The organism is Desulfobacula sp. (genome assembly GCF_021107415.1).
In genome coordinates this window covers 1-20,929 of the sequence record NZ_JAIOSW010000012.1, presented here as the reverse complement: position 1 = coordinate 20,929, position 20,929 = coordinate 1, and the positions used below count along the sequence as shown (strand labels likewise).

24 protein-coding genes and 1 pseudogene are annotated in these 20,929 nt (G+C 37.8%); 7 read left to right on the top strand and 18 right to left on the bottom strand.

Going from position 1 to position 20,929, the window contains the following annotated elements; translation table 11 throughout:
* The 7 genes from K8S13_RS00590 to K8S13_RS00560 form a co-directional block, all read right to left on the bottom strand.
* The coding region (locus tag K8S13_RS00590) for a Tfp pilus assembly protein FimT/FimU (RefSeq protein ID WP_291459659.1) at nt 1-293 on the bottom strand (293 nt) is incomplete at its 3' end.
* A complete protein-coding gene (gene gspG, locus K8S13_RS00585; RefSeq protein WP_291459658.1) occupies nt 280-720 on the bottom strand; it encodes a type II secretion system major pseudopilin GspG in 441 nt (146 codons plus the stop codon). The genes gspG and K8S13_RS00590, both read right to left, overlap by 14 nt.
* 41 nt (nt 721-761) lie before the next feature.
* A complete protein-coding gene (locus K8S13_RS00580) occupies nt 762-1,991 on the bottom strand; it encodes a type II secretion system F family protein (RefSeq protein ID WP_291459657.1) in 1,230 nt (409 codons plus the stop codon).
* A gap of 2 nt (nt 1,992-1,993) precedes the next feature.
* Entirely contained in the window at nt 1,994-3,535 is a 1,542-nt protein-coding gene (gspE, locus tag K8S13_RS00575; protein WP_291459656.1) for a type II secretion system ATPase GspE, read from the bottom strand.
* Nucleotides 3,536-3,613: 78 nt separating this feature from the next.
* On the bottom strand, nt 3,614-4,018 hold the full coding sequence (locus K8S13_RS00570) for a MarR family EPS-associated transcriptional regulator (protein ID WP_291459655.1): 405 nt from the start codon (nt 4,016-4,018) through the stop codon (nt 3,614-3,616).
* A gap of 235 nt (nt 4,019-4,253) precedes the next feature.
* The gene (locus tag K8S13_RS00565; RefSeq protein ID WP_291459654.1) at nt 4,254-5,033 is read right to left on the bottom strand and encodes an OmpA family protein; all 780 of its coding nucleotides are present in this window, start codon (nt 5,031-5,033) and stop codon (nt 4,254-4,256) included.
* Between the two features lie 192 nt (nt 5,034-5,225).
* On the bottom strand, nt 5,226-5,753 hold the full coding sequence (locus K8S13_RS00560) for a hypothetical protein (protein WP_291459653.1): 528 nt from the start codon (nt 5,751-5,753) through the stop codon (nt 5,226-5,228).
* A 203-nt stretch (nt 5,754-5,956) separates the two neighbouring features.
* Here K8S13_RS00560 and K8S13_RS00555 point away from each other — a divergent pair, with 203 nt between their 5' ends.
* From K8S13_RS00555 to K8S13_RS00540, 4 genes are all read left to right on the top strand, one after another.
* A complete protein-coding gene (locus tag K8S13_RS00555) occupies nt 5,957-6,448 on the top strand; it encodes a hypothetical protein (protein ID WP_291459652.1) in 492 nt (163 codons plus the stop codon).
* A gap of 15 nt (nt 6,449-6,463) precedes the next feature.
* The gene (locus K8S13_RS00550) at nt 6,464-7,891 is read left to right on the top strand and encodes an aminopeptidase (protein ID WP_291459651.1); all 1,428 of its coding nucleotides are present in this window, start codon (nt 6,464-6,466) and stop codon (nt 7,889-7,891) included.
* A complete protein-coding gene (locus K8S13_RS00545; RefSeq protein WP_291459650.1) occupies nt 7,884-9,233 on the top strand; it encodes a D-alanyl-D-alanine carboxypeptidase in 1,350 nt (449 codons plus the stop codon). The genes K8S13_RS00550 and K8S13_RS00545 overlap by 8 nt, the downstream gene beginning before the upstream one ends.
* Before the next feature lie 145 nt (nt 9,234-9,378).
* Entirely contained in the window at nt 9,379-9,561 is a 183-nt protein-coding gene (locus tag K8S13_RS00540; RefSeq protein WP_291459649.1) for a hypothetical protein, read from the top strand.
* 7 nt (nt 9,562-9,568) lie between these two features.
* Here K8S13_RS00540 and folE2 read toward each other — a convergent pair whose 3' ends face one another.
* The 8 genes and pseudogenes from folE2 to lon all read right to left on the bottom strand — a co-directional run bounded on the left by folE2 (nt 9,569) and on the right by lon (nt 16,417).
* Nucleotides 9,569-10,348 (bottom strand): GTP cyclohydrolase FolE2, encoded by a 780-nt coding sequence (gene folE2 / locus K8S13_RS00535; protein WP_291459648.1) that lies wholly within the window; start codon nt 10,346-10,348, stop codon nt 9,569-9,571.
* Nucleotides 10,323-11,078, bottom strand: a complete 756-nt coding sequence (locus tag K8S13_RS00530) for an ATP-binding protein (protein WP_291459647.1) — start codon at nt 11,076-11,078, stop codon at nt 10,323-10,325. Before K8S13_RS00530 ends, folE2 begins: the two co-directional genes overlap by 26 nt.
* A gap of 25 nt (nt 11,079-11,103) precedes the next feature.
* Nucleotides 11,104-11,313, bottom strand: a complete 210-nt coding sequence (gene rpoZ, locus K8S13_RS00525; RefSeq protein WP_291459646.1) for a DNA-directed RNA polymerase subunit omega — start codon at nt 11,311-11,313, stop codon at nt 11,104-11,106.
* Nucleotides 11,314-11,333: 20 nt separating this feature from the next.
* Complete coding sequence (gene greA / locus K8S13_RS00520; RefSeq protein ID WP_291459645.1) at nt 11,334-11,801, bottom strand: transcription elongation factor GreA; 468 nt, start codon at nt 11,799-11,801, stop codon at nt 11,334-11,336.
* A gap of 29 nt (nt 11,802-11,830) precedes the next feature.
* A complete protein-coding gene (pssA, locus tag K8S13_RS00515; protein WP_291459644.1) occupies nt 11,831-12,580 on the bottom strand; it encodes a CDP-diacylglycerol--serine O-phosphatidyltransferase in 750 nt (249 codons plus the stop codon).
* 41 nt (nt 12,581-12,621) lie between these two features.
* Nucleotides 12,622-13,299, bottom strand: a complete 678-nt coding sequence (locus tag K8S13_RS00510) for a phosphatidylserine decarboxylase family protein (protein ID WP_291459643.1) — start codon at nt 13,297-13,299, stop codon at nt 12,622-12,624.
* A 50-nt stretch (nt 13,300-13,349) separates the two neighbouring features.
* On the bottom strand, nt 13,350-14,033 hold the full coding sequence (gene tsaB, locus K8S13_RS00505) for a tRNA (adenosine(37)-N6)-threonylcarbamoyltransferase complex dimerization subunit type 1 TsaB (RefSeq protein ID WP_291459642.1): 684 nt from the start codon (nt 14,031-14,033) through the stop codon (nt 13,350-13,352).
* Nucleotides 14,034-14,044: 11 nt separating this feature from the next.
* A pseudogene (gene lon, locus K8S13_RS00500) lies at nt 14,045-16,417 on the bottom strand (endopeptidase La).
* A 207-nt stretch (nt 16,418-16,624) separates the two neighbouring features.
* Here lon and K8S13_RS00495 point away from each other — a divergent pair.
* Nucleotides 16,625-17,407 carry an A24 family peptidase gene (locus tag K8S13_RS00495; protein WP_291459641.1) on the top strand — a complete coding sequence of 261 codons (783 nt, stop codon included), beginning with the start codon at nt 16,625-16,627 and terminating at the stop codon, nt 17,405-17,407.
* A 156-nt stretch (nt 17,408-17,563) separates the two neighbouring features.
* On the opposite strand, the gene K8S13_RS00490 is transcribed toward K8S13_RS00495, so the two are convergent.
* Nucleotides 17,564-18,025 (bottom strand): chemotaxis protein CheX, encoded by a 462-nt coding sequence (locus K8S13_RS00490; protein WP_291459640.1) that lies wholly within the window; start codon nt 18,023-18,025, stop codon nt 17,564-17,566.
* Between the two features lie 210 nt (nt 18,026-18,235).
* Here K8S13_RS00490 and K8S13_RS00485 point away from each other — a divergent pair, with 210 nt between their 5' ends.
* Both K8S13_RS00485 and K8S13_RS00480 read left to right on the top strand, forming a co-directional pair.
* Nucleotides 18,236-18,505, top strand: coding sequence for an HU family DNA-binding protein (locus K8S13_RS00485; RefSeq protein WP_291459639.1), 270 nt, complete (start codon nt 18,236-18,238; stop codon nt 18,503-18,505).
* A 123-nt stretch (nt 18,506-18,628) separates the two neighbouring features.
* Nucleotides 18,629-19,324: a PilZ domain-containing protein gene (locus tag K8S13_RS00480; RefSeq protein WP_291459638.1), complete on the top strand. Its 696-nt coding sequence runs from the start codon at nt 18,629-18,631 to the stop codon at nt 19,322-19,324.
* Here K8S13_RS00480 and K8S13_RS00475 read toward each other — a convergent pair.
* Entirely contained in the window at nt 19,319-20,740 is a 1,422-nt protein-coding gene (locus K8S13_RS00475; RefSeq protein ID WP_291459637.1) for an exodeoxyribonuclease I, read from the bottom strand. The genes K8S13_RS00480 and K8S13_RS00475 overlap by 6 nt on opposite strands.
* Nucleotides 20,718-20,929 (bottom strand): hypothetical protein (locus K8S13_RS00470; RefSeq protein WP_291459636.1); only part of this gene is annotated, 212 nt, incomplete at its 5' end. The genes K8S13_RS00470 and K8S13_RS00475, both read right to left, overlap by 23 nt.

The window sequence follows — 20,929 nt, the reverse complement described above, 5'->3', positions numbered from 1 at the left end:
ATTTCAGGGCCTGCAAAAGAGTCATTTCCTTCTGCAGTTTTACTCTGATAGGTTAAAAGGGTTATATGCCCAGTGTCCAGATTAAAAGATGCCTTAATATACTTTTTTTTATAATAAGCAAGATCCCTTGCCTGATGCAGAATAAAAACCGTGTTTCTGGCTGCTGATCGAAGTTCCACATGGGTTAAGGTACCAAAAACCCGAGGCATGACCAGCCCTGCAAGAAGCCCTACAATCACCAGAACAACAATAAGCTCTATAAGCGTAAACCCGTATGGTTTAACCTTTTTCAAGATCCTTCCAGCTTACGATATCCTGCTCCTCTCCTTCTCCGCCTTCGGTTCCGTCTGAACCATAAGAAATAATTTCATAATCACCATGTTCGGAAGGTGATTCATAATGATAGGAATTGCCCCATGGATCCAAAGGAATTTGTTTTGGAAGGTAAGGCCCGTCCCATTTTTCATTATCATCCGGTTTTGTTCTTAAGGCGGTAAGACCCACATCTGTGGCAGGATACTTACCCATATCAAGTCGATACATATCCAACGAGGTTTCAAACATCGAGATCTGGGCTTTGGCAGATTTTTGTTTTGATTTACCGACTTTACTGAACATTTTAGGCCCTACAAGGGAAGCAAGCAACCCAATAATCACCATTACGATTAAAAGCTCAATCAGTGAAAATCCTTTTTGTCTTTTTTCTTTTTTATTTTTCATTTTCTTTCTTTAACTTTAAATAGATTTTATCAACATAATTTTTACAAAGATATATCATTCATGCTGAATATAGCCATCAGCATGGAAACGACAATAGATCCTATGACCACACCCATAATCAGAATCATCACAGGCTCCATTAGGCTGACAAGTCTTTTAACAAGATTTTTAACCACTTTATCATAATTATCAGCCACCTTTAACAGCATTCCAGACAAATTTCCAGTTTCCTCTCCCACCTTGATCATGTGAATGGCTAAAGACGGGAAGATATCAATATTGCTCAAAGGCTGGGAAAGCCTCTCCCCCTCTTTAACTTTGTCATAAATACTGCTCATTGATCTTGCTATGGTTTTGTTATTCACTATATCCTTTACAAGCAATATGGCATCTAAAATGGGCACACCATTTTCAATAAGTGTTCCAAGGGTTCTGGTTATTCTCCCCACTTCAATCTTCTTGATCAGACCCCCGATCAAAGGCAATCTCATTTCCAGGGCATCAAATTGAATTCCGCCTTTTTCACTTTTCAAATACCTGACAATTAAAAAAAACAAAACAAATGCTGCCAGAATCATGGCCCACCAATAGGATCGAAAAGCTGCACTCAAGTCTAACAACAGCTTTGTTGACCAGGGAATGGCATCGCCCATATCAGCAAAAATTACAGCAAAATTTGGAATAACAAAAGTCATCAAAACAATAATCGATAAGCCTCCAACACCTAAAAGAAACAGCGGATAGACCATTGCGGATTTAACAAAGTCTTTTAGTTCCTGGGAGGTTTCAAGAAACAGTCCTAACCGTTCAAGCACTTTGTTTAATATGCCGCCGGCTTCTCCAGCCTTAACCATATTGACATAAAAATTGGAAAACGCCTTGGGATGACGTCCCATGGCCTCTGAAAGATCACTTCCGCCTTCAATCGCCTTGAGTATTTCCTTAACAATTTCTTTGAATCTTAAATTTTCCGTGGCTTCAAAAAGTATTTTAAGGGAACGGTCAACAGGCAGTCCAGCCTCAAGAAGTGCGGAAAGATCCTGGGTAAAATGCATGACATCTTTTAGAGAAACTTTCTGGAAAAAAGATGTAATATCTTTTGAGAAAAAACCGGAAGCTTTTGATGCTTTCTGTGATGCTTCCCAAATTCTGATGGGAAGTAATCCGGTCTCCTGAAGAAGGGCAACAGCCCCTTTCTCATTTTCAGCTTCAATGAGCGAATTGGTGACTTTTCCGGAAGTATCAGCAGCTGTATATGAGTACAAAGGCATTTTTAGATCTCCAGTGTCACCCTGAGAACTTCGGAAATTGTGGTTACACCCTTTTTCACCTTTTTCCAGCCATCTTCTCTTAATGTTCGAACACCGGATTCCATGGCGATTTTTTTGATCGCTTCCGTACTTGATTTATTGATGATCTCTTTTCGAATCACTTCATTCACCGGCAGATATTCAAAGATAGCGGTTCGCCCCTTGAATCCCGTATGATGACATGCATCACACCCTTTACCATGAAAAAATTGCATTTGAGACAATTCAAGGTCCGACAGGTTCATTAAACTAAGCAACCGTTTTTCCGGCTTGAATCTTTCTTTGCAGTCAGGACATATAACCCGGACAAGCCTCTGAGCCAGGATTCCCAGCAAAGTGGAACTTAAAAGAAAATTTTCAACTCCCATATCCATGAGTCTTGTAATGGCCCCTGCTGAATCATTGGTATGAAGTGTACTGAAAAGAAGATGTCCTGTCAGGGCGGATTGTATGGATATTTCTGCTGTCTCATGGTCTCTTATTTCACCCACAAGAATAATATCCGGGTCCTGACGGACGATGGAACGAAGGCCTGCTGCAAATGTGAGTCCGATTTTGGGTTTTACATGTATCTGATTAACACCTGAAAGCTGATATTCCACTGGATCTTCAAGGGTGATCACCTTTTTCTCAGATGAATTGATCATGGCAAGGGTGGTATAAAGGGTAGATGTTTTCCCACTTCCCGTGGGGCCTGTCACCAGAATCATTCCATATGGCTGGTGGATCAGTTCAAGATATTTATCATAAATATCTTTTGGAAAACCTAATTTTTTAAGATCCAGTTTAAGAGATTCCCTGTCAAGGATTCTCATTACCAGACTCTCACCGTATAGGGTGGGAATAGTAGATACCCTGAAATCGATTTCCCGGTCGGCAATCTTCAACTTAATGCTGCCGTCCTGAGGTAAACGGCGCTCGGCAATGTCAAGTTTAGCCATTATCTTGACCCTGGAAATGATGGCTGCCTGTAACCGTATGGGAGGTGTTTCGATCTCGTGAAGAACCCCGTCAATTCGATACCGTATCTTGAACACCTTGTCAAAAGGTTCAAAATGGATATCACTTGCCTGGATCTCGACTGCATTAACAATCAACCGGTTCACCAGCCGTATGATGGGTGCCTCTGAAGCCATGCCTTTGAGATTCTCAATATTATCCCCATCTTTGATTTCAATCTCATAAATTTCTTTTCCTGCTTCTTCAATAATATTTTCTATGGACTGACTGCCGCTGCCGTATAACCGGTCTATGGAATCAAGAATATCCTCTGAATCACCTTTAAAAACTTCAATATCATACCCATAGGAAAGTTTTAAGGCATCCATTACATACTGATCCAAAGGATCTGCCATGGCAATCTTAAGCAGGTTCTTTTCCAGGGAGATGGGAATAAACAGGGATTGTTTCATAAACTTTAAAGACAGATTATCAAGTGCGACACTCTGTTTTGGATAATCTTCATATGAAACATCCTGTACTGTTTTTTGTTTGCCTTGAATCATAGTTTTTTACAATAAATATAGCTCCGCACTGTCAGTTACATCCTATAGCTTATGTAACAAATTGAAAATACAAAGTTTTTACTTGAAATACAAATCAACTTTGTGTTTTTTCAGATCCTCCATTAACCTGGAATCATTGTAAAAATCCGGATCAATTTTACTAATATATTCTGAAAGATGCTTTATCTCTTTTTTTATTCTATTATATTCGTTCATTCGTATACTCAAAAAACTAAGGGTTAACCTTGCAATTTCCTCCAATCCTTCAGGAGTGAGACGATATAAATATCTTGATTTTTTTTCAGTTTTTTTGAATTTTTCAATTTTTATTAAACCTTCTTTTACAAGCTCTGAAATATAATAATTAATTTTTCCGAGACTCACTCCCATTTCTTTGTTCATTTGTCTCTGGGTCAGCTCAGGATTATTTTTCAAAAGCTTGAGGAGATTCAGACTTATTTCATTGTCCTTAGCATCGTTCATGATGTGAACCTTATATTAAATCAATTTTTAAAAGTCAAATGATTTCTCAGGAACCGAGAATGATAAAACGCTTGACATAGTTGACACTTGTCAATAGAAAGTCACCGATTTTCTGAATAGTCGGAGGTATGATGAAGCCCCCTCGAAGGGGAAATTGCGTTACCGGCTAAAAAAGGCCGGTATTACCAGTAGCTGGTCTGATTTAGGGAAACAATTAATCAATAATAAAAACTTACTATCCTGAAAAAACAACTATAAGTTCAGCTCTTCTCTCAAAAGATTTTTGCTTGGACATTCCTTTGGTTACGAATCTGTATTTACCTGTAGATTCTATCTTGAATATCGAAGGTTTCACACCATAACTCACAAGCTGATGAACAATATTTGCCGCTCTTGTTGCACCAAGTTCGAAATTAGATGGATATTTTTTATTATGAATCGGGACGGTATCTGCATAGCCTCTTACAAAAATTTTCACATCATATGATTTTAATAAATCTGCAAGGCTTTTAAAAAAGGACTTGTATTGGTTTGCGACTTTGGCACTGCCTGTGGGGAAGAGAATAGGCAATATTGTTTCCATCCTGAGGCAAGTTCCTCCTCCAATAATTTCCACCCAGTCACTTAACCCTGCTTGATTAATCGCAGTCTGCAATTTTGCTTTGCTGATATCGTTATATTCGTATGAGCCCATTTCAGATGTAATATCTTCTGTTTTAACTTTTGCTTCTTTTTTGCTTGATTCTAAAATTGAAGAATAATTCCGAACCAGATGTTCAAGTCTATTTTTGCTTTTAAGCAATGCATCCCGCTTTTTTTGTTTTTTTGGAATGGCTTCTTTCAATTTTGAGGGTATAGTTCGCCCGGAATCATGCATTTGATTTGTTTTCAATACCAACCAGTCGATATCTGTTTGAAGGGCCTTTATCTGATCATTAAATACTATAATCTCTTTAGTGTAATGCTCAAACTTTTTCTTTAGATCTTTTGAGGAATAAAAATCTGCGCTAAACAATTTTTGTTCCTGATACCCTGCACTCCAAATTGTTGAAGGGATAAAGATAAATATACAGAGCGTGAAGAAAATGAGTGGAATAATTCTGTTCGGTTTATTGTATACCCTTAGCAACTTCACGGTTCCCTCCAAATAGATGGAATTTAATTTCAAAATTATCTAAAAAAATAATTTGTTATTCATAAAATAATTTTAGGATGCTTCACTATCTAATGGAATAGAAGAAACTATTGGTTTTGCATCTCTTCCAATACCCACCGGCCACCATATCATACCATTTTTTGAAAAATTAATTCTCAAACGCATCCTTGCGTTTGTAATTCCATATTCACCTTGAAAAATTTCCATGATTTCAGTACCCCTAAGCCATGATTGAGTATGAACTTGAATTGTATCATAATCTACAGTTCCACGCCCGGCTCGCATAAATGCATCCACATAAACACCACGAATTTTTTCCACAAGCTGTCTATACCCATCTGCAACAGCAGCTCTTTCGGCCATGAGGACGGCTTCACCTTTTGAAAGGGCATTTTCAGGTTCAAGCCCTTTGCCAATCACAAAAAATGAAATGATTTTATGACCATCCATCTCACCGCCTGGAGAGCCTAATACTTTACCCGGGCCGCCGGCAGTGGAAGAGGAGATAACACTGGTGCATCCTGAAAAAAACAATACCGACACAAAAAATCCCAATAAAACAATACTTAGCTTTTTCATTTTTCCTTCCCCATTTTAATGATTATGTCAAACAATCAAACAGGTGACTAAACCATTTTACATTGATTCCTGACAATTTTTCATGATACTGATAGAAATCGTCAGGATTTGTTATTAACTTTAATCTGAATAAAATACATACAAAAACCATGCCTGATACTTACAAAAAACACTTATTGATTATATTACTGCTGATCCCTATAATGATGCTTACCGCTTCCAGCAATACAATACATGCCTATGAAGGGATTGAAACCTATTATATAAGATATGATGTCAAATCATCAAGTAACAGAATAATTGATGATAATTTGATGATGATCCCGGCAAAAAATGATTTTAGAGCGGAAAAATTTTCTCAAATCTCTGCAACAGGAGTAATTTCTGCCGCCCCGGGGGAATCGAAGATATCAGTCGAAAAACGGATTAGAGATGATTCTTTAAAAACCATTTTGGTAAATAATGGTCTGAAATCAGTGAAAACAAAAGATGTTGACACAGTGATCAGCTATGAGGGTGTCATTATTACCCCTTTAAATATTCTTAAAAACACTTACAATGAGGAGAAAAGTATTTTTCTTTATGAGGTTCAGATTGAGTTCAGTCCCATTGCCTTTCCTGACAAATGGGAAACGCTCAATATAAAACACAGAGTTAAAGCAATATTTCATGATTTTTTTCAATTATTTAAGTGATAAGGATTAATTCAAATGAATAAAACCCAGCTAAAAAAGATAAAAAAGACTATTCTGAAAAAAGAAATCCTGGTTTTTGATCAACTGACTAAAAAGCAGAAAACAGAACTTTTTAAATTCAGTGAAAGCTATAAAAATTTCCTAAATCAATCCAAGACTGAAAGAGAAGCAGCCAGACAAATTGTTCAGATTGCAACGGCTAAAGGTTTTGTTGATATTGATACCCTGTTAACAAAAAAACCAAAGAATAGCCAAAAGGTTTATAAAATTTTCCAGGGACGGTGTGTGGCCCTGGCTATCTTGGGAAAAGAAACTCTTGTTTCAGGCGCCAATATCATTGCCTCCCATATTGATTCACCCAGGCTTGATTTAAAGCAGAACCCCGTATATGAGGACTTGAGTATAGGGTTGATGAAAACGCATTATTATGGTGGTATTAGAAAATATCATTGGCTGGCTGTCCCTCTGGCACTCCACGGAACCATCATAACATCCCATAATGAAACAATTGATATTACCATTGGTGAAGACCCTGATGATCCGGTCTTTACTGTTACAGATCTCTTACCGCACCTTGCAGGTAAAACCCAGGCAAACAAAAAATTATCAGAAGTATTTGAAGGTGAAAAGTTAAATCTTATTGCAGGCAGCATCCCTTTGGGCAATGATGAAGAAAAAAACCGATTTAAATTGGGTGTGTTAAATCTTTTATATGAAAAATACGGGTTTACTGAAGAAGACTTCATCAGTGCGGAAATTGAGGCAGTACCTGCTGAAAAGGCAAGGGATGTGGGATTTGACAGATCAATGATCGGCTCCTATGGCCAGGATGACAGAATATGTGCCTATACAAGTCTTGAAGCCATCCTTGATACACAACACCCGAATAAAACTGCCATTGCCTTATTTTTTGATAAAGAAGAGATCGGCAGTGAAGGAAGCAGTGGTGCAAAATCAAATTTTCTTGAAGACTTTATGTCTGACCTGCTCTTTATCAAAGGGCAGAATACAGACAACCGCTGCCTTAGAAAAGCTTTAATCAACTCCTCTTGTCTTTCAGCTGATGTGAATGCTGCCATGGACCCTGACTTTAAAGATGTCCATGAGGCAATGAATGCTGCAAAGCTGGGATTTGGTATCTGTATGACAAAATTTACCGGCGTGGGTGGAAAATCCGGATCAAGTGATGCCAGTGCAGAGTTTGTGGGTAAAATCAGACAGATGTTCAATAAAAATAAAATTGTCTGGCAGACGGGGGAACTGGGAAAAATTGACCAGGGCGGTGGCGGAACAGTTGCCAAATTTCTTGCAAAATCAGGAATGAACGTTCTTGACTGCGGACCTGCAATACTTTCAATGCATTCACCCTTTGAAGTATCAAGCAAGGCTGATGTATTCATGACACATCTTGGGTATAAAGCCTTTTATTCTGATAATGGTTGACAAAAAAATACTCATAATTTTTATACTTTTTTTAACTATTTGTATTACAGGGTTATCTATCAGCCCCTGTGTCTATGCAAAAAGCCTGAACACAGGGATTCTTTTAGCGGACGATCAAGGAAAAATACTCTATGGTCAAAACAGGGAAAAGCAATTTATTCCAGCCTCAATTTTAAAAATCCTGACCAGTCTTGCTGCCATTAATATCCTTGGTGAAGACTATCGTTTTCCAACAGACTATTTTTTTGATACAGATTCAAAGGATCTTTATATCAAAGGATTTGGAGATCCTTTTTTCACTTCTGAAGTTATTGAACAGCTGTGTCATGAAATAATTTCAAAATCAGAAACAAAACTGATTCATCATATCATTCTTGATCAGACGTATTTCTCAGAAAAAATCCAGATCCCGGGCAAAGGAAACTCTTTAAATCCCTATGATGCTCCTGTTGGGTCCTTATGCGCTAATTTCAATACCATCAAGTTTAAATGGAATCCTCAGAAAAAAAAATTTGTCAGTGGAGAACCTCAGACACCTTTACTTTCCATCTTTCATGAAGACATTAAAAAAACAAAGCTTAACCAGGGCAGAATTATTCTTTCAAAACAGCAGAGTCTTTTGTATCCGGGTCTTTTATTTAAATATTTTTTTGAAAAAAATAATATTAAAATCACAGGGTCTGTTTTGCAGGGAAAATTTGAAGTCAAAGCAGGGGAGGAATTTTCTTTTTTCTCTCCTTTTGGAATAAAGGAGATTGTACAAAAACTTTTAAAATACTCCAATAATTATATTGCAAATCAGCTTTTGCTAACCATTGGGGCCAAAACATATGGGACACCAGCCACCCTTGAAAATGGCATCAAAGCACTTAAACTGTTTTCAAAACGACATTTAGGATTAAATCATCTTAATATTTCAGAAGGATCCGGTCTTTCAAGATCAAACTTGATTTCTCCGAATCAGATGATGAAGATTCTCATTGAATTTATGCCGTATCATTCATTATTGAAGCACCAGGATAAGGACTATTTTAAAACCGGAACACTTTCAGGGATTAGAACCCGTGCAGGCTATATCTTAGGAAATGACAACAGACTTTACCCCTATGTCATCATGGTTAACCAGAAAAACAAAAGCTATGAATCAATTCTAAAAAATCTTTTCAACAGGGTTTTTCAACATGATTTTTCAGATGGTTCAACATTCCGTAGGCCAATGATAAAAACAGCAATGTCCCGGTATTCAGAATCTGGGTGTCAAACATCCCTCCAAAAAAAAGAACTATGCATGTGGAGAAAACAAAATATCCCAGAGTGGTTTCTCGTATCTTTTCTCATCTAAAGTAATCCCGGCTGTGATGAATAATGCAACCCAATATTTTGTTTTAAGTGCGTAATCCATACCAAGGTCTGTATTTTGTGAATACAAAAGCCCTATCCAGGGTAAGACTAAAAAAGGTATCACAGGGAAAAACCAGGATTGTTTGATGATTGACTTGATATGGACTATCTTTCCTGAAACCAGCCATGCCAGGGAGGCCAGTCCAATGGAAATCAAGGGGGAAGCAGTTCCAGTGGGCAAAAGAAAGAATGTCAAAACTAAAAAACTAAAAATCAAATTATCCGGTTTAATGCTTGATAGTTGCCGCTTTAAATTCTGCATGTTTTAAAATTTGATTAAGAAACAGAGCCCTTTTCAATATAGGCATAAGCACTGTGATTATGGATGGACTCAAAATTTTCAGTACTTACGGAAAACCAGGTAATATTGCTATCTTCCATCAGTACTTTTGCAACGTCTCTTGCAATATCTTCTACAAATTTAGGATTATTGTAAGCTTTTTCAGTGACAAACTTTTCATCTTCTCTTTTCAGTACTGAAAAAATATCGCAGGATGCAGCTGTTTCAACAAGTTTAACAATATTTTCAATCCAGATAAGCTTTTTAAACCGGGTACTGACGAGCACTTCTCCCCGTTGATTGTGGGCACCGTATTCACTGATCTCCTTTGAACATGGACATACTGATGTGACGGGGACAGCAACCTTTAGTACAATATCCGTATTTGTTTTCCCGTTTGAAGACCCGAGTATTGAGCAGGTATAATCCATAAGGCCTTTTGAACCTGTAGCCGGAGATTGTTTTTCAATAAAGTAAGGAAATGTAATTTCAATATGAGAAGATTTAGCGCCGAGGATTTCCTTCATATCTTCGAGGATGTTGGTTATGGATTTCAAAGAGACCTGAGTCCTGAACAGATGTAAAATTTCAACAAACCTGCTCATATGAGTCCCTTTGCACTGGTGAGGCAGATCTACATACATATTGATCTGGGCAATAGTGGATTGAAGTCCGGCGTCTTTATCCAGAACTTTAATCGGATATTTCAAACCCTTTATCCCGACCTTATCAATTGGGATATTCCTGTAATCAGGTTGATTTTGAGTATCTATCATTTTTAGTATCCAAAAGATAATCAACTGCAATATTACTCATTGACCTGAATATATTGCCTTTTATGTGTTTATTGTGTTTATATAAGGTTTCAAGCAACCCTCTTATCTCACCACGTTTTGTCTTATTTGCGCTGGGGCAATTATTCTTAAACTCCGGCAAATCAAATAATTGACCAAACAGTATAATATCTTTTTTCTCAACATATGACAGCGGTCTGATTATATCAAGGGCTCCATTAAAAAAAGATTGCCTGGGTTTCATTGTAGCTATCCTGCCGGCATAACAGATATTAATAAATAAGGTTTCAATAATATCATCTTTATTATGACCTAGAGCAATCCTTTTACAGCCTTGCTCTTTTGCGATTTCAAAAAGCCTTTTTCTTCTAAGGCGGGAACAAAGAAAACATGGATTTTCCCTGTTTTCATCCGAATGGGCAAGCAGACCATAATCTTTATATTCAATTTTCAGGGTATCATATGCATTCTCGACATAGAGTTTCAGATCTTTTGCAAATGATCCTTTAAATCCGGCATCAATATGAACGGGCAGAATATCAAAATTAACAGGTGCCCTTTTTTTTAAAGAGAATAAAACATTTAACAACATCTGGCTATCCTTGCCACCGGATACGCCAACAAGGATTCGCTCATTTTCAAGAATCATATCCCAGTCATGAATTGCTTTTCCCACGGCACGATTTATTCTCTTTTTCAGACTAATTTTCACGCCTGTTTACAGCTCCTGCCTCGTACTATTCGTCTTCCTGGTCTTCGTTCTTTTTTGCGACAATCCTGTTTGCAGCAATCTCTCTTAAAACAGTAACAACGTCTTTATTATTGTGTGATTTTACCAATAGATCTGCGCCTTCTCTGACCTGCCTGATTCTTTTTGCTGCAAGGTGAACAAGGGTAAATCTATTATCCACATTTTTCAAACAATCTTCAATGGTAACTCTTGCCAAAACTCATCCCTCCAATATGTTTAGAGAATGTCTATTATCTCATATACTCTTTTGCCGCCGGGAGCCTGTAATATTGCCTCATCTCCGGGTTGCTTACCTATGAGGGCACTGCCTAAAGGTGAAGATACGGAAATCTTTCCCTTTTTTATATCTGCTTCATCAGCACCGACAATCATGTATTCTATTTCTTCTTGCGAATCCAGATTTTCTACAAGCACCTTGCTTGCAAACCTCACAGTGTCCTTGGGAACTGTTGCAGGGTCAATGATTCTTGCATTCCCCAGCTTATAACCCATTTCACCGATCCTGCCCTCAAGGAATGACTGGCGTTCCTTTGCCGCATGGTATTCAGCATTTTCCGACAGATCACCATGAGCCCTGGCCACTTCAATTGCCTTGATATTTTCAGGCCGTTCAATTGTTTTTAATCTTTCAAGTTCTTTTTTTAAGACAGCGTAGCCTTGTTTTGTAATGGGTATTTGCTCCAAACTAAAATTCACTCCATATGATTAAGCTATTATTTGTAAAATCCTTTATCAATTTGAGTCTCTTTGTCATCTTTTGATGATGAATGATAAATCAAAGTTAAAAAAGGACCGGAAATCACATATATTGAAAATACAATAAACAACAGTATATAAGGTTCAGTAGCAATGGCGACAAGAATAAGAATGAGCCCTACAAGCCTGTTAAATTTCATGCTTTTAAAAAAAGAAACCTTTTTAAAGCTTTTATATCTAAACGAACTCACCATGCAAAAAGAAAGACCGAACATGAGTACCAGAAAAATCAGCTTATAGGATTCCGGACTTATCTGAAGCCGGGAGAAAAAAAGGACCAGAGAAACATTCATTGCAGCAGCAGCCGGGATAGGCAAGCCCTCAAAATCACTGCTGGATGAAGTGCTGGTATTGAATCTGGCAAGCCTTAATGCACCGCATATGGCAAATAAAAATGTAGCAGACCAACCCGGCCTGCCCGTAGACTCAAGTACCCATAAAAACATTAAAAGAGCCGGTGCCAATCCAAAAGTAATCAGATCGGCCAAAGAATCATATTCAATACCAAATTTGCTGGTTGTATTGGTCGCCCTGGCAATTTTACCGTCTAACAGATCGAACACACCACCAATTAATATGGCAATGGCTGCATCCACAAATCTTAACTGAACAGATGCAGTAATGGAATAGTATCCGCAAAATAAATTCATGGATGTAAATAAATTGGGAAGAATATAAATACTTTTTTTAAGATTCTGCTTTTGCATACCTTATCTACCCGCCTCTATCTCGGGCCTTATTTCGGACCTTATTTCATATATCCAATAATAGTTGCGCCTGCTTTTGTTTTGTCACCCACACTGACGGCAACATCAAAATCACAGGGTAAATATAAATCAAGACGGGAACCGAACCGGATCATACCATATCGATCTCCCTTTTTGATCTTTTCATCTTTTTTAACACAATTAACGATTCTTCTGGCAATTAATCCGGCTATCTGGACCACTGCATAATCTGCATCATTAGCCGTCTTAATAATTAATGCATTTCTCTCATTGTGCGTGGATGCCTTGTCAAACGAGGCATTCATAAACTTCCCGGGATGATATTGAACCTTTTGCACCACCCCATCATAAGGAATTCGATTCACATGAACATTAAACACATTCATAAAAATACTGACCTTGATGCAGGGGTCGGATAAATAGTCACATTTCTCCTGTTTTTCAACAATGATCACCTTCCCGTCAGCAGGAGAAATAAGGCTTTTCTCATCAGCGGGGATATCACGATCAGGATCTCGAAAAAACCAGCAGACAAATAAAGTAACTGCCAGTGAAACCCAGGCAAATAAAACCCACCCAAAATAAAAAAGCATCCCCGTAATGAGGATGGTTATAAAAACAAATATCAGGCCAGGTTGCGCGATAGGTAAAACCGCCCGTGCCGGCCATTTTGAATTATCCATAATTTTACTTTCCATGACTATATCCTTGCCATAGTATCAAAGAATCTATTCCCATGTCAATATCCTTATTTTTTAGCAAATTGCAATTGGGCATCAGATTGTCGCAGATAACTTGGCGTAAGGATATTTTCGGGTTCATTTAAAAAATTTTCTTTCAGGTACAGAGACTGTACCAACGCAGTTGCGCTGATAGAATCCAAAAAATCGTGAGCTAAAGTCGGGTTATCGGCTTTATGTTCAATGATATCCTTAAAAACTTTTGATCCCGATCCTGCAAACAATGTAGCGCCGTTTGTCATCTCAATGGCATCTTCAGGGCTGACAACCCTTTCCCTGGTTTTTGATACCAGCCGGCCATGATCAAACTGATAGACTGCACAATAAACTTCATTTCTTTTTGCATCCATCATGACACAAACAGGAATTGACGAATGAACAAACCGAAATGCAATACCATCAAGGCTTGAAACGCCCATCACAGGTTTTTCCATGGCATAGGCCAATCCTTTGACCACACTGATACCAATTCGAAGCCCGGTAAAACTGCCGGGTCCCCTGGCTGCAACAAAGGCATCAATATCAAAAAGTTCCATGCAGGCTCGTTTCTCAAGCATATGCTCAATCATTTTTACCAGCCGTTTGGAATGGGTCAGCCTGGCTTCCCAGAATTCTTCACAGACAAGGGAATCTCCATCAATAATTGCAAGACTGCATCCTGGTTCTGCTGTACTCAGACAAAGAAGCTTCACTTTATCTTAACCTATTTTTCCAATGCAATTTCAAGAACTTCCCGAATATCTCTAACACATGTAAACTTTATTTTTTTCTTAATAACCTTTGGCATATCATATAAATCATTCCTGTTTTTTTCAGGAATGATCACATGTTCAATACCTGCCCTTAAAGCACCAAGGGCTTTCTCTTTAAGTCCGCCAATGGGAAGCACTCTTCCCCTTAAAGATATTTCACCCGTCATACCCACTTTATTATTAACTTTTAGCCCGGTAAATGCTGAAATCAGTGCGGTTGCCATGGCAATTCCGGCTGAAGGGCCGTCTTTTGGAATGGCGCCTGCCGGCACATGAATATGAATATCATTATTGTCAATATCTTCTTTTTTTATATCAAATTTGTCTGCATTGGCTTTTGTATATGTAAGGGCGGCCCTGGCTGATTCCTGCATCACATCACCGATCTGACCTGTGACCAGCAGCTCTCCTTTTCCCTGGTAAAGTGACACTTCAATATAAAGGGATTCTCCACCGACTTCAGTCCATGCAAGCCCTGTTGCCAAACCCACCTGGCTTTCCTCCTGATCAAGTTCAGAAAGATATTGTGGCGGCCCCAGCTATTTTCTAAGGCTTTGCTTGGTTATTGAAAATCTGCCTTTTTTACCCTCTGCAATTTTCCTTGCAATCTTCCTGCAGATGGCATCCAGTTTTCTTTCAAGCCCCCGCAAGCCGGCCTCCAGTGTATAGTCTGCGATAATCGACTCCATTGCTCCGGGACTGACATGGATAGATCTGCGGATAAGCCCGTTATCTTTTAATTTCCTTGGCATAAGATGTCTTTGCGCAATTACTTTCTTCTCTTGTCGGGTATATCCGGAAATTCTAATCACCTCCATCCTGTCCAGCAGAGCAGAAGGAATCGTGTCGGAAACATTGGCGGTTAAGATAAAAAGCACATTGGAAAGATCAAACGGCATATTCAAATAATGGTCTGAAAATTCAAAATTCTGTTCAGGATCAAGGGCCTCAAGGAGGGCCGAAGAAGGATCTCCTCTGAAATCATTTCCCAACTTATCGATTTCATCTAACATAAATACGGGATTATTTGTATTGCATTGTCTTAACCCTTGCAAAATTCTTCCCGGCATAGAACCAATATAGGTTCTTCTGTGCCCCCTGATTTCAGCCTCATCCCGGATGCCGCCTAAGGATAGCCGATGAAATTTACGCTTCATGGCTTTGGCAATGGCTTGTCCCAGCGATGTTTTCCCAACACCCGGAGGCCCCACAAAACAAATAATCTGTCCCTTTTTTTTGGGATTTAATTTTCTGACACTTAAATACTCGAGAATTCTTTCTTTAACCTTATCCAGACCAAAATGATTCTTATCCAGAACTTCTTCTGATTTTGGAATATCAAGAAAATCTTTTGTTGACTTGCTCCAGGGCAACTCAACTATACAGTCAAGATACGTTCTGACAACCGAAGCTTCAGAGGAGTCAGAATGCATCTGTTCAAGACGTTTTAACTGCTTTTTGGCCTCTTTTTCACAGTCTTTCGGCATTTTGCATTTTTTAATTTTTGCTCTAAATTCTTTGATTTCAGCAATCTTTTCATCACTATCCCCAAGTTCCCTGTGAATGGCCTTTACTTGTTCTCTAAGATAATAATCTCTTTGATTTCTAGAAATCTCATCCTTGACTTCTACTTGAATTTTAGCTTGAACCGTTGAAAGGTCCAGTTCTCTTGCCAAAAGGTCATTTACCTTTTTCAACCGTTCTGTTCCATCAATAATTTCAAGTAAAATCTGGGCATCCTCGACCTTTAAATTAATATTGGAGGCAACAAGATCAGCAAGTTTACCCGGAGATTCAATATGAGACAGCAAATCTCCTACATCCCCTGAAAGCTCACCTTTGAGAGCCAGCAATTTTTCACTGGCCTCTTGAACATTCCGCATTAAGGCTTCATCTTCAATATTGAGTTCCTGGGGATCTGTATCCTTTAAAAACTCAATATGAACTTTAAAAAAAGGCCTCTTTTTAACATATTCCAATACTTTCGCCTTGGCTATCCCTTGAACCAGGGCCTTAATCCTGCCATCGGGCAACTTGATCATTTTTTGAACCCTACCAACTGTACCAATGGTATAAACATCCTTAGCTGTTGGTTTTTCCAATTCAGAATCTTTCTGGGCTGTCAGGAATATATAACGATCATATTCAACGCTCTTTTCAACTGCTTTAATAGATTTTTCCCGCCCGACAAATAATGGCAGCAGCATATCGGTAAACACAACAATATCTCTCACCGGCATCATGGGAAGAATCGTTGGGATATCCTCTATGTTACTCTCTTTTTCTATGATTTCAATTAGATCATCAATATCTGCTTCAGCCATTTTGGCTCCTTTATTCATATAAAAACACTGAATGAAAAATAATTCTCTGTTAACTTTGCATTCAGTGATTGACATTCATTTGTGGCTCTTTCGTATTTGTGCCTTTACAATAAAACATATTTTACCTTTTACAATATCCTTGCAAAAATATTTTTAACGTCCGATAAATGAAAGCAACATAATTTAAAGGAAAAACTGGAAATGATTATGACAGACTTTTTTTTCCCGCTCGAATTGATCATTTTTTTATTCGGCGCTTGTATTGGAAGCTTTTTAAATGTTTGTATTTACCGGATACCTGAAAATAAATCCATTGTCTTCCCGGGTTCATTCTGTCCTAATTGTAAAAATGATATTCCATTTTACTGTAATATTCCTATTTTAAGCTATATATTTTTAAAAGGCCATTGTAAATTCTGCCGGCACCCGATATCCATAAGATACCTTTTAATAGAAACGCTAACCGGTATCTTTGCTGTAGTGTTATTTTATAAATTCGGCCTCATGCCTGCTATGGTTTACTGGTTTGTTTTTATTTGTGTTTTGATCACCATTTCCTTCATTGATTTTGACCATCAGATTATCCCTGATATCATATCTCTTCCGGGTATTCTGATATTTGCCTCTTCTTTTTATTTCTTGCCTGAAATGACAATTAAAGATACGCTTCTGGGGATTTTAGCGGGTGGCGGCAGTTTATATGCCGTCGCTCTTTGCTATTATTTAGTAAGGAAACAAGAAGGAATGGGCGGCGGCGACATTAAACTTCTGGCCATGATTGGTGCTGCAACAGGAATTAAAGGAGTTCTTTTTACTATTTTTGCAGGTTCATTATTTGGTACCATCTTTGGAATTTCAATCATGGTTTACACAAAAATGGCAGACACAAAAAATTTAAGGATTCCTTTCGGACCTTTTCTGTCTTTAGGAACAATTGTATATATTTTCTTTGGACAGCAATTAATTCAGTGGTACTTTTTTAGTTTTTAATTTTGAGATTTACGTTAGTGTCTGACCGAAAACTTGCAAATTTTTACGAGTACAAGGCGGGTGATAATTTTATCCAGAGGAATACATTGAGTATTTCGAGGATTAAAATTATCACCCAACGCAGTAATCGGGAAAATTGGCGGTTTTTGGTCGGCACTAATTATAGCTTACTTCAATCACCATCTTACCTTTGGTTGTCCTGAAGGGGAGTGCAAGGACATGCTGTGCACCTTCAACATGCTCTATCAAAGCATCCCGGCCGGTTTTAACCTCTTTGAACTTGACTTTTACTTTTTTATCCATTTCTGCAATTTTTGTCGTAACATGACCGGCTACCATATTACTGATCTCACCAATCGCATCAGTAATTTCTTCATTCATTTCAGTCATGTCCTCGCCAAACATTGCAGAAACAATACCCAGAATACCTTTTTTAGAAAAACTGATGGCAGCAGATCCGGAAAGATCACCTGAAATTTCAAGAAGCCCTGAAATATCCCCCAAAGCTTTTGGATCTTTTTTTAAAAAAGGTGGTTCCGGTTTTACTTTTACAAAAGCGGTTGTATCTAAGATATGCAAAGTGCCCTCAATAAACGGATTAACCAGCGCTGCATCCATATTTACCTCCTGTTTTATCAATTTTATGATGTTTCTTTCCTCCTGGCAACAAAATTTTAAAAAAAATGTGAATAAATACTTGACACGCACTTCTCAACGACGTAACGTACGCTAAAAAGCTGATTCAATATAATTTAATTTTAGAAAAATGTTCAAACGACAGATTTTAGTATTTTGAAATTTCTAAAACCTAACAAAAGGAGTGATACGATGAACAAAGGCGATTTAATCAACAAGGTCTCAGAAGTACTTAACAGTAAGAAAGAAGCTCAGGCTGCAGTTGACTGCACAATCAAAGCGATTACAGAAGCTCTTTCTAATAATGACTCTGTTACACTGGTTGGCTTTGGGACATTCAAGACAGCTAATAGAAAAGCCAGAAAAGGCAGAAATCCTCAAACAGGAAAAGAAATTGATATCCCCGCTAGAAACGTACCAAAATTTGTCCCTGGGAAAGCATTAAAAGACGCTGTAAAATAAGATCTATAGGATTCATTCAGGCAGTATCCGTTTTTCAGGTATTGCCTGAATAATTTTTGCTCAATGGGATTTGATATAAATAAAATATTTTTACCCTCTGTCGGGGTGAATATAATTTTAAATATGAGTTCTCTATCACCTTATTCCCGAGCATCCATAATTTACGATATTGATTTCGGCAATGAGGCGGTTACCATTGCTCAACCTCTCACACCGTTTTCAAAAAATACAGCTTTCAAAGAATTACACCTGACCACCATTATTCATGATAAAAACAGAAAAATGAGGGTAGGGGTAGAATGCAGTCACTTTAAACTTATTGATCAATTCACACTTGCCAACAAAACAAATGTGCCTGCTGTCCTGTTGAAATACGAATTGCCTGCAAAAGAAATCAATATCAGATCCGCTTTTCGTTTACCGCTAAGCACGAAATATATCATTAAAGGGAAAATTTTATATAACGATCTTGAATACTCTAGCTCAAGGGACTTTTCTATCAGAGATGTCTCTCTTGGTGGACTTGGTCTCGTAGTTCCTAAAAAAAGGAATAATAACTTGAATCCCCTGGGTGAAATAAAAATAAATGAAAAAATCGTGATTGGAATCGTTCTGATCAATCTGGATCAAGACAAACCTGTCGGCACTCTTCCCCTAAAGACTCAAATTGCCAGAATTAACTCCAACTACTCAAGCACACACTCTTTAGTGGGTTTAAAGATTTTAAGCCTTGAAAGTAATTATGAAACTATCTTAAGTAAATTTATTCATGACGCCCAGATTGATGAACTAAAAAGAATGAGCAGAATAAATTTATAACTTTTCTATATACTCTTTTATCCAGTGAAGCATTCTTTTAGTATTTGGGTTTGGATTCAAAAACTCTTGTTCGACTTCTTTTAACTCCTGCAATCCTTTTTCGCAATTAAATTTTATATCATTTTTGTATCCGATGATCTGATCTTTTTCCAAAGAAGAACTCAGCCTGTTCAAGTGAAGATGATATTCAGTCTCATCAGTTTGCTTTATTTTGTCTTCAAAATTTCGTGCAAGAATACGAGTTGCTAAAATTTTTAGCCTTGGACTTTTTATTTTTTTAGTTATTTCTTGTTTTTGATGATATGGGGATTTATGAAACAAATTACTTTGTTTTTTCTCCTGGGCAGAAAAAAACCCATCCTGATAGAGTGCTGCATCCGGGTCCATATCGGGGATAAAAGCATATTTATACTCACGATGATACTGGTTAAACTCAAAAAATTTTTCCCAATGATGACAAATTTTCTCTATATTGCCTTTGGCAGATTGTTGTGAGGACCTAGGCAGCCTATCCCAGAACCTTTCAAGGGCGGGCAATACAATCAATGCATCTGCAGGGCGCTTTCTTATAACAAAGGTATCTTTTATATCCCGGCCTGCATCCAGACCTAAAATATCGCCGCCATCGAGTCGTAACCAGAGACTTTGATTTTTATATGCTATCGATTGACCCAGACGGACAACAGGTGCCATATAATTCACTTTTGACCCAAAAGATGCTGACACCATAAGACAGGCCTTAAATTGCATATTTTGAATATTAATGCTTTTTTCAATACTATTTATTCTTAACTTATCTCTTGTCTTATTAAAAAAATCCAGAGAATATTTCCAGATATCTTTTTGCTGAAACAATATTTTACTCAGTTGAATAACAGCTTCAACATCATTCAATGCTTCATGGGCCCTGCCTGATGTCACAAAATTATTTTCCAGGGAAATCAAATCAAGTTTTAGACTCGGCTTCCCATCAATTTGAGGCCACCTCAAACTATCTGGATGAAACACCCTAAAAATAACAGTGACGGGCAGAATATCCATCCTTGAGCACCCATTGCTGTATTGATGCGTATAGGGGTCCAAAAGGTTACGATAAAACAAGAACCTTAGAAACTCATCATCAAATCCCAATGAATTATACCCAAGGCTTATGGTACCGGGCGTATTTAATATTTTATGAATTTTAAGGGCTGCTTCATACTCACTGATCCCAAGTTCTAACTCATTATAGGTTAAACCGTGGGTTAAAAAAGCTCTTGGTGAAGGCACAATATCTTTGCGCAATCGGATAGTGATTGTTTGCCTGTCAATTTCATTGAGCTCAAGATCTGTTCGGATGCAGGCAAATGTTAATATCTGATCAAATGCATGGTTTAGACCGCTGGTTTCAATATCATAAAACAGAGAAGTCTTCATTTTTCTTTTTCATTCCCCAACACAAAAAGGGACAAAAAGAATATTCTTTGTCCCTAATGGCATACCAAATGGTATGCCAAATCGTTCGATTGTCAATTTCGTACCAATGGTACAATATGTATAAAAAAAGACTATCTTTTTGAAAACTGGAAACTTGCTCTTGCGCCTTTTTTACCGTATTTTTTACGT